At 71.2% G+C, this 12,476-nt stretch carries 11 protein-coding genes and 1 riboswitch; of the genes, 8 read left to right on the forward strand and 3 right to left on the reverse strand.

Going from position 1 to position 12,476, the window contains the following annotated elements; translation table 11 throughout:
- Positions 1-714 (forward strand): DoxX family membrane protein, encoded by a 714-nt coding sequence (locus ACIHAD_RS36170; RefSeq protein WP_397359220.1) that lies wholly within the window; start codon positions 1-3, stop codon positions 712-714.
- 2 nt (positions 715-716) lie between these two features.
- On the opposite strand, the gene ACIHAD_RS36175 is transcribed toward ACIHAD_RS36170, so the two are convergent.
- Positions 717-2,006, reverse strand: a complete 1,290-nt coding sequence (locus ACIHAD_RS36175) for an aminotransferase class V-fold PLP-dependent enzyme (RefSeq protein ID WP_397359221.1) — start codon at positions 2,004-2,006, stop codon at positions 717-719.
- A gap of 47 nt (positions 2,007-2,053) precedes the next feature.
- A riboswitch (SAM riboswitch) is annotated at positions 2,054-2,169 on the reverse strand.
- A gap of 75 nt (positions 2,170-2,244) precedes the next feature.
- On the opposite strand from ACIHAD_RS36175, the gene ACIHAD_RS36180 reads away from it, so the two are divergent.
- Positions 2,245-3,444, forward strand: a complete 1,200-nt coding sequence (locus ACIHAD_RS36180; protein ID WP_397359222.1) for a cytochrome P450 — start codon at positions 2,245-2,247, stop codon at positions 3,442-3,444.
- On the opposite strand, the gene ACIHAD_RS36185 is transcribed toward ACIHAD_RS36180, so the two are convergent.
- Entirely contained in the window at positions 3,428-4,390 is a 963-nt protein-coding gene (locus tag ACIHAD_RS36185) for an SAM-dependent methyltransferase (RefSeq protein WP_397359223.1), read from the reverse strand. The genes ACIHAD_RS36180 and ACIHAD_RS36185 overlap by 17 nt on opposite strands.
- A 194-nt stretch (positions 4,391-4,584) precedes the next feature.
- Here ACIHAD_RS36185 and ACIHAD_RS36190 point away from each other — a divergent pair, with 194 nt between their 5' ends.
- From ACIHAD_RS36190 to ACIHAD_RS36210, 5 genes are all read left to right on the forward strand, one after another.
- Positions 4,585-4,809, forward strand: a complete 225-nt coding sequence (locus tag ACIHAD_RS36190) for a chaplin family protein (RefSeq protein WP_352358570.1) — start codon at positions 4,585-4,587, stop codon at positions 4,807-4,809.
- Positions 4,810-5,143: 334 nt separating this feature from the next.
- Positions 5,144-6,034: a Rossmann-like and DUF2520 domain-containing protein gene (locus ACIHAD_RS36195; RefSeq protein ID WP_397359224.1), complete on the forward strand. Its 891-nt coding sequence runs from the start codon at positions 5,144-5,146 to the stop codon at positions 6,032-6,034.
- A gap of 22 nt (positions 6,035-6,056) precedes the next feature.
- Entirely contained in the window at positions 6,057-6,890 is an 834-nt protein-coding gene (gene panC, locus ACIHAD_RS36200) for a pantoate--beta-alanine ligase (protein WP_397359225.1), read from the forward strand.
- Positions 6,891-6,974: 84 nt separating this feature from the next.
- Positions 6,975-9,500 (forward strand): L-aspartate oxidase, encoded by a 2,526-nt coding sequence (locus tag ACIHAD_RS36205; protein WP_397359226.1) that lies wholly within the window; start codon positions 6,975-6,977, stop codon positions 9,498-9,500.
- Between the two features lie 3 nt (positions 9,501-9,503).
- Positions 9,504-10,286 carry a type III pantothenate kinase gene (locus tag ACIHAD_RS36210; RefSeq protein ID WP_397359227.1) on the forward strand — a complete coding sequence of 261 codons (783 nt, stop codon included), beginning with the start codon at positions 9,504-9,506 and terminating at the stop codon, positions 10,284-10,286.
- 65 nt (positions 10,287-10,351) lie between these two features.
- Here ACIHAD_RS36210 and ACIHAD_RS36215 read toward each other — a convergent pair whose 3' ends face one another.
- On the reverse strand, positions 10,352-10,828 hold the full coding sequence (locus tag ACIHAD_RS36215) for a hypothetical protein (protein WP_397359228.1): 477 nt from the start codon (positions 10,826-10,828) through the stop codon (positions 10,352-10,354).
- Between the two features lie 148 nt (positions 10,829-10,976).
- Between ACIHAD_RS36215 and lysX the strand changes: the two genes are divergently transcribed.
- Positions 10,977-12,458, forward strand: coding sequence for a bifunctional lysylphosphatidylglycerol synthetase/lysine--tRNA ligase LysX (gene lysX, locus ACIHAD_RS36220; protein WP_397359229.1), 1,482 nt, complete (start codon positions 10,977-10,979; stop codon positions 12,456-12,458).
- Positions 12,459-12,476: the final 18 nt, after the last annotated feature.

Consider the following 12,476-nt stretch of genomic DNA (forward strand, 5'->3'; position numbering starts at 1 on the left):
GTGAGAAGAGTTCTGTTTGATGTGGCGGCCCTGATCTCCCGGGTGGTACTCGGCGTGATCTTCGTGGCGCACGGCTGGCAGAAGTGGCAGGGCGGGCTCGGCGCCGCGGCGGGGCAGTTCCGCGAGATGGGCGTGCCCATGCCCGAGTTGTCCGCTGGATTCGCCGCCATTGTGGAGCTGGTCGGCGGCGCCCTGTTGATCCTCGGCCTGCTGGTACGGCCGGTGGCGTTGCTGCTGCTCATCGACATGATCGGCGCGATCGTCTTCGTCCACGCGGGACATGGGGTGTTGTCGCAGAACGGGGGATGGGAGCTGCCGGCCGCGCTCGGCGCGCTCTCGTTGCTGCTGGCCGCGCTGGGCGGCGGCCGCATCGGCCTTGACGGCATCTTCCACTCGATGTTCCTCCGCCGCAGGGAGCGCCGGATCGCCGAGGACGACCTCGCCGCGCACCGGCCGGCCCGGCGTGCCGAGCCGACGACGGTCGTCACCGAGGGGCCCGAGACGCAGGTCAGGCCCGAAGGCGGTCCGACGGCGCAGGTCAGGCCCGAAGGCGGTCCGACGACGCCGGTGCGGCCCGAGGGCGAGGTCGAGCAGCCCAACGTGCCGAGGCAGCCCAACGCGCCACGCCCCGGGCACCTCAACGACGAGGACATGAGGGACATCGACGCCCTGGTGTCCGACGAGCCGACCCAGCAGAAGCCGCCCAACCGCTGAGCTCAGCGGCTGACCAGGTCGCGCAGGGCCTCGATCAGGCGGTCGACGTGCTCCTGCGTGCTGCCGATGCCGATGGAGGCCCGCACCGCCGAGGCGGTCCCGTCCTCGCAGCCGCCGTCCGAGCTGCCCAGCAGGTGCCGGACGAACGGGTGCGCGCAGAACTTCCCGTCACGCACGCCGATGCCGTACTCGCCGGACAGCGCCTCGGCCACCTCCCGGGCCGAGTAGCCGTCCACGACGAACGACACGATCCCCACCCGCGGGTGGTCCTCGCCCCACAGCGACAGCTCGCGCACCCCCCCGATCGAGGCCAGACCGGTACGCAGCCGGGTGATCAGGCGCTCCTCCTCGCGCACCAGCTCCGTCCACCCTGTGGCGGTGAGCGCGTCGCAGGCGGCGGCCAGGGCGATGGCGCCGAGCACGTTCGGGGTGCCGGCCTCGTGGCGGGGCTCGGGGTCGTCGTGCCACTCGGTGGTCTCGCCCACCGAGCGCACCGCGCCGCCGCCCTTCAGGTACGGCTCGCCCTCGGCCAGCCAGTCACGACGTCCGACCAGCACGCCGGCGCCGAAGGGCGCGTACAGCTTGTGGCCGGAGAACGCCACGTAGTCCAGGTCGAGCGCGGTCAGGTTGAGCCTGCGGTGCGGGACGAGCTGGGCGGCGTCCACCAGGATCCGGGCGCCGTGCCGGTGGGCGATGTGGGCCAGGGAGGCGACGGGCCACAGCTCGCCGGTGACGTTGGAGGCGGCGGTGACCACGAGCAGCTTGGGGCCCTCGATCTGGGCCAGCGCCTCGTCGGCGGCGCGGACGGCCTCGCCGGGGAAGGCGGGCGGCGCCAGGCGTACGGACCGCGCCCAGGGCAGCAGCGAGGCGTGGTGCTCGGAGTCGAAGACGACGACGGTCGCGTCCTCGGGCAGGCAGCGGGCCAGCAGGTTGGTGGCGTCGGTGGTGTTGCGGGTGAAGATGACGGCGTCGTCGGGACGGGCGCCGACGAAGGCCCTGACCGTGTGGCGGGCCTGCTCGTACCGGGCGGTGGTGAGCTGGGAGGCGTAGCCCGCGCCGCGGTGGACGCTGGAGTAGGCCGGGAGCGCGGCGGCGACGGCGGCGCTGACCGGCTCAAGACAGGGGGCGCTGGCCGCGTAGTCGAGGTTGGCGTAGCCGACCAGCCGGCCGCCCTTGACCGGCACCTCCAGGTCGGCGCCGAGCACGGCGGGGATCTGCCGTCCGGTGGCGGGGGCGGCGGGGGCCTCGGCGGCCTGGGCGGGACCGGAGTTGAAGATCGTCAGAGTGGACATGGCACAGCTCCTCACGGGGTCGGTCGGACCCCTGGAAGCAGCCACGGAGCCCGCGCTTGCCCGCCACACCTCGTGACGGACCAGGTCTTCACCCGGGGCACCCCGCCGCGGACGCGAGGGTTGCCGGCCAGCTAGCCGGGGCTTGTCGCTGGCACTCATGACCTACGACGGCACTATAACCGACACCCGGGCCTGATTCGCAAGCCCGGCAGGTCAGCCCGTCTCATAAGATGAAATAGTGCGCTTTGATCCCTGGAATCCGGATTTCGTCGTCGACCCCTATCCGGCGTACGACGAGCTGAGGCGCGAGGCGCCCGTACGCTACTTCGAGCCGTCCGACCAGTGGCTGATCTCCCGGCACGCGGACGTGAACGCGCTGCTCAGAGACCGCCGGCTTGGCCGCGACTACACCCACGTCGCCACGCACGAGGAGTTCGGCCGGCAGCCCGCGCCGGAGTTCCAGGAAGCCTTCTGGCGGGTCAGCAGGAACGGCATGCTGGAGGTCGAGCCGCCGGATCACACGAGGCTGCGCCGGCTGGTCTCCAAGGCGTTCACGCCGCGCATGGTCGAGTCGCTGCGCCCGCGGGTCCGGGCCATCGCCGAGGGCCTGATCGACGCGTACGTCGAGAAGGGCGGCGGCGACCTGATCGCCGAGGTCGCCGAGCCCCTGCCGGTCACGGTCATCGCCGAGATGCTCGGCGTCCCCGATCAGGACCGCCACCTGCTGCGCCCGTGGTCGGCCGACATGTGCGGCATGTACGAGCTCAACCCCAGCCCGGAGACCCAGCACCAGGCGGTGCGCGCGGCCGAGGAGTTCGAGGCCTACCTGAAGGACCTGGCCCGCGAGCGGGTGGCCAACCCCGGCGAGGACCTGGTCAGCGCCCTGGCCGCGATCCCCGAGCTGACCCTCGACGAGCTGGCCGGCACCTGCGTCCTGCTGCTCAACGCGGGCCACGAGGCCACGGTCAACGTCACCGGCAACGGCTGGCGGGCCCTGCTGAAGAACCCCGGCGAGCTGGCCCGGCTGCGCGCCGACCGTTCGCTGCTGCCGACCGCCATCGAGGAGCTGCTGCGCTACGACACCCCGCTCCAGCTCTTCGAGCGCTGGGTGCTGGAGGACATCGAGGTCCACGGCGTGCGGATCCCGCGCGGCTCGGAGGTAGCCTGCCTGTTCGGCTCGGCCAACAGGGACCCCGAGGTGTTCGAGGACCCGGACCGGCTCGACCTGGGCCGCCCGGACAACCCGCACATCTCCTTCGGCGCGGGCATCCACTTCTGCCTGGGCGCGCCGCTGGCCAGGATCGAGCTGACGGAGTCGTTCACCGCGCTGCTGGACCGGGTCGGGACGATCGAGCTGCGCGCGGAGCCGGTCTACAAGCCCGGCTTCGTCATCCGCGGCCTGCGCTCGCTCGACCTCGACGTCACCGGCTCTGGCTGAGCCAGCCGAACCCGCCGAGCCCGGTCGGATCGATCAGCTCGGCCTCCTCCGACGCCCTCGACAACGCGCGTACGTAGCCGCGCGGATCGGTGCCGGCGAGGTCGACCGGCGGCCGGGCGCCGGTGAGGCCCAGCGCCCGCAGCATGTCACGCTGTGTGGACAAGGTTGTGGATATCGCGCCGGCCCGCCGTCCGGCCTCGGCGCACGCGTCGAGGGCGACGTGGGCGGTGATGTCGCAGGTCCCGTCGGGTACGGGGGCGACGACCGCGCCGTCGCGGTAACCGGTCAGCGTGCCACAGAGCGGTCGGTTATCCACAGGGTGTGCATAATCCACGGCTATCGCCCGGCCATGGGCGAGGCGTACCAGAACGGAGGCCCAGGCGTCGTCGCGGGGACGGCCGATCTCGGCGCGGGTGCCCACGTGCGGCAGCGGCCACCAGCGGTCGAGCCATTCGCGGTCGGCGGGCCGCAGCGGGCCGCCGAGACGCTCCTCGCCGGTCCTGGTGTTGACCATGACCAGACGGGGGCCGCCCGAGGTCTGCTCGGCCACGTCGAGCGGGATGTTGTCGAGCCACTCGTTGGCGATGGCCAGGCCGGTGATGCTGGAGGGCAGGCAGCGGCTCCACCCCACCCGCTCGGGCAGCCCGGCGGGCCTGGGCGACAGGTCGACGCAGGTGACCCGGAGCCGGTCGCGAAGGGCGGGCTCGGCCGCCGAGAGGATGCGGCTGACCAGCACCCCCTCGCCCGAGCCGATGTCGACCAGGTCGAGCCGCTCGGGGGAGCCGAGCTCGGAGTCCACCTCCGCCAGCAGGGCAAGGACAGCCTCCGCGAACACGGCCGACGCTCCGACCGAGGTGCGGAAGTGGCCCGAGGGGCGTTCGCGGAGGTAAAAGCCCTCCTCGCCGTAGAGCGCGCGTTCGGTCGCGGCGCGCCAGGTGAGCCACATGAGGCTGACTATCTCATGACTCCAGCGATCAACACGCTAAGTCATTGATTGACTACACTTGGTCGCTACATTGCGCTAACGTTTACGTACTGTCACCGAGCGACTGCGTTTCGCCCACCCGCGGTAAGCGGCGAGCCGGATCGCTCCACCAAAGCGTTGCGGCCCTACGGCCGCAGACTGAGAGGAGCCCCCCCGTGAAGAAGACTCTGGTCATGGCAGGTGCCATCGCCCTCCTGGCCCTGGCGGCCCCCGCGTACGCCGACGATGTCACCCACGGCAACAACGGCATCCTGAGCGGCAGCCCGATCCACCTCCCCATCACCGCCGTCGTGCCCGTCTGCGGCAACAACATCGGCATCCAGGCGGTTCCGATCAACGGCTGCCAGGGGAGCCCGAACACCGCGGTCTACAGCCGCTGAGGCAGGGAGAGCCCGGACCGCTCGCGCGCGGTCCGGGCTCTGATCCCGGCCGGTCAGTCGGCGGATGACCGGTCAGTGCACCTCCAAGAGGTCGCATCCAGGCGGGCGTCGGGTTGTCAGGACTCGGCGCCCGTCGTCGTGCGTGGACCCCTCTCCTCATCTCTTTCGACAGGGGGTGCATGATTCGTATGCCCTTGTCGCATTTGTCGTTAACTCAACAGGCGGTAAAGCGGCGGACATGCCGGACCGTGTTCGTCGGCCCGCGACCTGTCGGCCCCCGCCCGCCGGTTACGCTGGTCGGCAGTGCCATCACGGTCGACAGGGGTGAGACGTCATGGACGCAGGTGATCGCCCGGCACGGCTGACCGTCGGCGTGCTCGGCGCGGGCAAGGTCGGCTCCGCGCTCGGGTCCGCGCTGGCGCAGGCGGGCCACCGGATCGTGGCCGCGAGCGGGGTCTCCGACACCTCGCGCAGATGGGCCGCCGACCGGCTCGGGGTCGAGCTGACGCGGCCCGACGAGGTGGTGGCCGCCGCCCAGCTCATCCTGCTGACCGTCCCCGACGACGCGCTGCCCGACCTCGTGGCCGGGCTGGCCCGCACGGGCGCCGACCTCAAGGGCAAGCTGCTCGTCCACACCAGCGGCGCGTACGGCCTGTCGGTGCTCGCCCCCGCCGCCGCGGCGGGGGCGCTGCCGCTCGCGCTCCACCCGGTCATGACCTTCACCGGCCGGGACGACGACCTCAACAAGATCACCGGCATCTCGTTCGGCGTGACCGCGCCCGACCTGCTGCGACCCGTCGCCGAGGCCCTGGTGATCGAGATGGGCGGCGAGCCGGTCTGGATCGCCGAGAGCGACCGCGCGCTCTACCACGCGGCCCTGGCCAACGCCGCCAACCACATGGTCACGCTCATCGCCGAGTCCGAGGAGCTGCTGCGGCGCATCGGCGTCGAGCACCCGGGCCGGATGCTGGGCCCGCTGCTCGGCGCGGCGCTCGACAACGTGCTCCGGCTGGGCATCGCCGGGCTGACCGGGCCGGTCGTCCGTGGCGACGCGGGCACGGTCCGCAAACACGTCGACGCGCTGATCCTGGCCGCTCCGGAGGCCGCCGACGCCTACATCGCGCTGGCCCGGCTCACCGCCGACCGGGCGCTGGCCGCGGGGCTGCTCAAACCGGAGGAGGCGGAGCGGCTGCTCGACGCGCTTGGGGGCAATATATGGACCTGACCGTCGGGTGTGGAGGGCAGCAATGGATCTGATCGTGGCCGGCAACCGGGACGACCTGGTGAAGGCACGGGGCACGGGCCGGGTGGCGCTGGTCCCGACCATGGGCGCGCTGCACGAGGGCCACCGGTCGCTGATGAGGGCCGCCCGGGTACGCGCCGACCACGTCGTGGTCAGCATCTTCGTCAACCCCCTGCAATTCGGGCCAAACGAGGATTTTTCACGCTATCCCCGTACATTCGACGCCGACCTCGACGTGTGCCGGGAGGAGGACGTCGACGTCGTGTTCGCGCCCTCGCCGGAGGACATGTACCGCCCCGACCGCCAGGTGAGCGTCTGGGCGGGGGAGATGGGCTCGATCGTCGAGGGCGCCTCCAGGCCGGGCCACTTCGACGGCGTGCTGACGGTGGTGCTCAAGCTGTTCAACCTGGTACGCCCCGACCTGGCGATCTTCGGCCAGAAGGACGCCCAGCAGCTCGCCGTCATCCGCCGCATGGTGGCCGACCTCGACCTGCCCATCGAGATCGTCGGTGCGCCCACCGTACGCGAGCCCGACGGTCTGGCCCTGTCCAGCCGCAACCGTTACCTGTCGGCCCACGACCGCACGGTCGCGCTGGCCCTGTCCCGCGCCCTGCGGGCGGGCGCGGTCGAGCTGACCGCCGGCGCGATCCGGTCCACCGCCCGCGCGGTGCTCGACGAGGCCGGGCCCGACCTCGACCTCGACTACCTGGCGCTGGTCGATCCGGCCACGTTCAAGGAGGTCGACGACTCCTACGAGGGCTCGGCCGTGCTCGCCGTGGCGGCCCGGGTGGGCGGCACCCGGCTGATCGACAACGTCGTCCTGAGCCTTCGCCCCTGATCCGTACGGCGCCCCCGGGGCATGTCCACGCTGCGGCAGGCGTTATCGTCATAGTGACGAAATCGCCTCAGTGAGGAGACCCCCATGAGTGCACCGGCGATTCCCCTGCGTCTGACCGCCCCCGAACCCGGATGGACCGTCGACGCGGACGTGGTCGTCGTCGGCTCCGGCGTCGCGGGCCTGACCGTGGCGCTGCGGTATGCCGAGCTGGACCCCGCGGCCAAGGTCCTGGTCGTCACCAAGGACGTGCTGTCCGCCGGGTCCACCAAGTGGGCCCAGGGGGGCATCGCCGCCGTGCTCGACCCGCGCGACACCCCGGACGAGCACCTGAGCGACACCTTGCTCGCCGGAGTCGGATTGTGCGACGTCAGGGCCGTACGGACCCTCGTGACCGAAGGGCCGGGCGCGCTGCGGCGGCTCATGGACCGCGGCGCCCGGTTCGACCGCACCCCCGACGGCGAGCTCCAGCTCACCAGGGAAGGCGGGCACCGGCGCCACAGGATCGTGCACGCCGGCGGCGACGCCACGGGCGCCGAGGTGCAGCGGGCGCTGGTCGAGGCGGTGCGCGCCGGATCGATCGAGGTGATCGAGCACGCGCTGGTCCTCGACCTGCTCAAGGACGCACACGGCCGGGCCAGGGGAGTGACCCTGCACGTCATGGGCGAGGGCGCGCGCGACGGCGTCGGGGCGGTCCGGGCGCGGGCGGTGGTGCTGGCCACCGGCGGCATGGGCCAGGTCTACGCCGCCACCACCAACCCGGTCGTGTCCACCGGCGACGGCGTGGCGCTCGCGCTCAGGGCGGGGGCGGTCGTGCGCGACCTCGAATTCGTGCAGTTCCACCCGACCGTGCTGTGGCTGGGCGAGGGCTCGACCGGCCAGCAGCCGCTGATCTCCGAGGCGGTCAGGGGCGAGGGCGCCGTCCTCGTGGACCACGAGGGCAACAGGTTCATGCAGGGCGTGCACGAGCTGGCCGACCTGGCGCCGCGCGACGTCGTGGCCAAGGCGATCACCAGGACCATGGGCGAGACCGGCCGCGACCACGTCTTCCTCGACGGCCGCCACTTCGGCAGGGACAAGTGGGAGAGTCGCTTCCCCACCATTTACGCCATCTGCCGGGAACACGGCATCGACCCGGTCACCGAGCCGATCCCCGTCTCCCCGGCCGCCCACTACGCGAGCGGCGGCGTGCGCGCCGACCTGTCCGGCCGTACCTCGATCGAGGGCCTGTACGCCTGTGGTGAGGTCGCCTGCACCGGCGTCCACGGCGCCAACCGGCTGGCCTCGAACTCGCTCCTCGAGGGCCTGGTCTTCGCCGAGCGCATCGCCGAGGACATCCACCGGACGCGTCCCGAGCCGGGCGAGCCGGTTCCGGGGCCGGTCGCGAAGAGCCTGGTGGACCCCAGGGTCAGGGCCAGGCTCCAGTCGCACATGAGCGCCGGGGCCGGGGTGCTGCGCAGCCGCGCGTCGCTGCAGGCCACGTCGAAGGCGCTGCGCGACGCGCTCTGGACGCCCGTCGAGGTGCCCCCCTGCACCGAGTCCTGGGAGGTGACCAACCTCCTCACCGTCGGCGCCGTCCTGACCGGCGTGGCGGCGGCCCGGCTGGAGACGCGCGGCTCCCACTGGCGCGAGGACCACGAGAGCCGGGACGACAATGAGTGGCTGGGCCACCTGGACGTGACCCTGACCGAGGAGGGCCTTCGCATGACGTACACCCCGCACGGCGACGCGATGCCGCCGCGCCTGGCGCAGGAGCTGACCGCCGCCGGGCTCGACCCGGCCGAGATCGACGCGCTGATCGACCGCGCGCTCGAAGAGGACCTCCAGGAGGCCGGCGACGTGACCAGCCTGGCCACGATCCCGGCCGAGCAGCGTTCGGCCGGGGACGTGGTGGCCCGCAAGGACGGCGTGGTGGCCGGGCTGGCCGTGGCCGAGGCGGTCTTCCTCCGGCTGGGCGTCGGCCGGGCCGAGCGGCGGGCCAAGGACGGCGAGCGGGTCGCGGCCGGCGACGTGCTGATGACGGTCGAGGGCCCGACGCGGGCCGTGCTGACCGCCGAGCGCACCGCGCTCAACCTGCTCACCCACCTGTCCGGGGTGGCCACGCTGACCGCCAGGTGGGTGGCCGCGATCGAGGGCACGCGGGCGCGGGTGCGCGACAGCCGCAAGACCCTGCCGGGCCTGCGCTCCCTGGAGAAGTACGCCGTGCGCTGTGGCGGCGGCGTCAACCACCGCATGTCGCTGTCGGACGCGGCCCTGATCAAGGACAACCACGTCGTGGCGGCCGGTGGCGTGGCCGAGGCGTACCGGGCGGTGCGGGAGCGCTATCCCGAGGTGCCGATCGAGGTGGAGATCGATCGGCTCGACCAGCTGGAGCCCCTGCTGGACGAGGGCGCCGAGGAGATCCTGCTGGACAACTTCACGGTCGAGGACACCGTACATGCCGTACAAATCGTGAAAAGTCGGGCGAAAAACAGGGTTGCGCTTGAAGCGAGTGGGGGATTGACCTTGGAATCGGCTCGTGATGTGGCTGAAACTGGCGTTGACTACCTTGCGGTGGGAGCGCTCACCCACTCGGCGCCGGCCCTGGACATCGCACTGGATTTGCGGGGGTAATTGATGCTGCTCACGATCGACGTCGGCAACACGCACACGGTGCTGGGGCTGTTCGAGGGCGAGGACGTCATCGAGCACTGGAGGCTGGCCACCGACGCCCGCCGCACCGCCGACGAGATCGCCGTCGTGCTCCAGGGGCTGCTGGCCCAGTCACCGCTGCTCAAGGGCGCCGACATCAGCGGCATCGCCATCTGCTCCACCGTGCCGAGCGTGCTCAACGAGATGCGGGAGATGTGCCGCCGTTACTACGGCGACGTCACCGCGGTGATCGTGGAGCCCGGCGTGCGCACGGGCGTGCCGGTCCGCATGGACAACCCCAAGGAGGTCGGCAGCGACCGCATCGTGAACGCCCTGGCCGCCATCGACCAGTACGGCGGCCCGTGCATCATCGTCGACTTCGGCACCGCCACCTCCTTCGACGCGGTGTCGGCCAAGGGCGAGTACGTCGGGGCGGTCACCGCCCCCGGCATCGAGATCTCGGTCGACGCCCTGGCCGCCGCCGGCGCCCAGTTGCACAAGGTCGAGCTGGTCAGGCCGCGTTCGGTGATCGCCAAGAACACGGTCGAGGCGTTGCAGGCCGGCATCATCTACGGCTTCGCCGGCCAGGTCGACGGCATCGTCGAGCGCATGGCCGCCGAGCTGGCCGAGGACCCCGACGAGGTGACCGTCGTGGCGACCGGCGGCCACGCGGCGCTGGTGGTCGGCGAGTCGCGCTCGATCGACGTGCACGAGCCGTGGCTGACCCTCATCGGCCTGCGCCTGGTTTATCACCGGAACACCGCTTAGAACGTGACAAGCGGCCCCCGCTCGGAAAGGGGGCCGCCCGTCGGTAGTGGTGTCAGCTACGAGGGTCACTCGCTCTCGGCGCTGTAGAGCTCGCTCCAGGGCCCGCACTTGGTGGCGAAGGTGCCCTGCTCGGGGACCTGGCAGACCTTGGCCCGCAGGGTGAAGACGTCGTTCTCCTCGAAGTGGAACTTCTTGTAGCCCGGGAAGCCGCAGTACTTCCTGGTGTAGACCGTGGACCAGTCGCCGTCGGAGTCCTCGGCCTGGAACTTCACGTACGCGCACTTGCCGCCCTCGTCGTAGTCGCGGTTGTCCAGGTCGTAGAGCCGGCCGGTGACGTGGACCTCGTTGGAGTCCTCCTCGTCCCACTCGACGTCGACGTGACCCTGGGCCTTGGCCAGGTGGTGCTTGGCGTACACCGGGCCCCAGTAGTCGGAGTAGTCGTCGAAGTCGGCGGTGCTGGCGCTGGCGGCCGAAGGAAGCGACAGGGCCACGGCGCTGGTGGCGGCGATGGCGAGGATGCCCGTCGCGATCTTCTTCATCATGATCTCTCCCGGAGCTCCTCTCGGGCCGGCTCCTTGCCGGCTCCCCTCGGAGCTCGTGACTCATTGGTACAAAAGGGTCCTTGCAACGCCCCTGCAGGGAACCGTCACGAGCGCTTGCAGTTCGCCGTATCCCCTACGCTTTGTTGTTGTGAGCGAGGAACTTCCAGAGCAGATGCGCATCCGGAGGGAAAAGCTCGACCGCCTCCGCAGCGAGGGCGTCGACCCGTACCCGGTGAACTTCCCACGCACGGCGACCAACGCCGAGGTCAAGGAGAAACACCAGGGCCTGGAGCCCGACACCGCCACCGGTGAGACGGTCGGGGTCGCGGGCCGCGTCATGCTCAACCGCGTGGGCGGCAAGCTCTGCTTCGCCACGCTCCGCGACGGCGGCGCCGACCTGCAGGTCATGATCTCGCTCGACAAGGTCGGCGAGGAGTCCCTGGCGGCCTGGAAGCGCGACGTCGACCTGGGCGACCACGTCGGCGTGACCGGCGAGGTCATCACCTCGCGCCGCGGCGAGCTGTCGATCCTCGCCGACAGCTGGCAGATCACCGCCAAGTGCCTGCGCCCGCTGCCGGAGAAGCACGTCGGCCTCACCGACCCCGAGGCGCGGGTGCGCCAGCGCTACGTCGACCTCATCGTCAACGACGAGGCCAGGAACATGGCGCGGGTGCGCAGCGCGACCGTGCGCGCGGTGCGCGACTTCTGGCACGAGGAGGGCTACCTAGAGGTCGAGACCCCGATGCTGCAGCCCATCCACGGCGGCGCGACGGCCCGGCCGTTCCGGACCCACATCAACGCCTACGACATGGAGCTCTACCTTCGCATCGCGATCGAGCTCTACCTCAAGCGGCTGGTGGTCGGCGGCGTCGAGAAGGTCTTCGAGATCAACCGCAACTTCCGCAACGAGGGCGCCGACTCCACGCACAACCCCGAGTTCACCATGCTCGAGGCCTACGGCACCTATCTCGACTACAACGACATCGCCGACCTGACGCAGCGCATGTACCAGAAGGCCGTCGTGGCCGCCCTGGACACCACCGTGGTCGTGCACGACGGCGTCGAGATCGACCTCGGCCTGGAGAAGTGGCCGCGGATCCGGCTCTACGACCTGGTGTCCGACGCCGTGGGCGAGGAGATCACCACCGAGACCACCCTTGAGGAGCTGCGGAGGATCGCCGACCGCCGCGAGGTCCACTGGGACCCCAAGTGGGGGTCGGGCAAGCTCGTCCAGGAGCTGTTCGAGGCACTGGTCGAGCACACGCTCGTGCAGCCGACGTTCGTCATGGACTACCCGCTGGAGACCTCGCCGCTGGCCCGCCTCCACCGCGACAACCCGCTGCTGACCGAGAAGTGGGACCTGATCGGGTTCGGCACCGAGCTCGGCACCGGCTACTCCGAGCTCAACGACCCGATCGACCAGCGCCACCGCCTGGTGGAGCAGTCGCTGCTGGCCGCGGGCGGCGACCTGGAGGCCATGCAGCTCGACGAGGACTTCCTCCAGGCCCTTGAGTACGCGATGCCGCCCACGGGTGGCATGGGCGCCGGCATCGACCGGATGATCATGGCCTTCACCGGCAAGAACATCCGCGAGACCATCCTGTTCCCGCTGGTCAAGCCCGCTCACTGAGCCGCCGTCCGGTGCCCC

Source organism: Nonomuraea sp. NPDC052265 (assembly GCF_044547985.1).
Taxonomy (GTDB): domain Bacteria; phylum Actinomycetota; class Actinomycetes; order Streptosporangiales; family Streptosporangiaceae; genus Nonomuraea.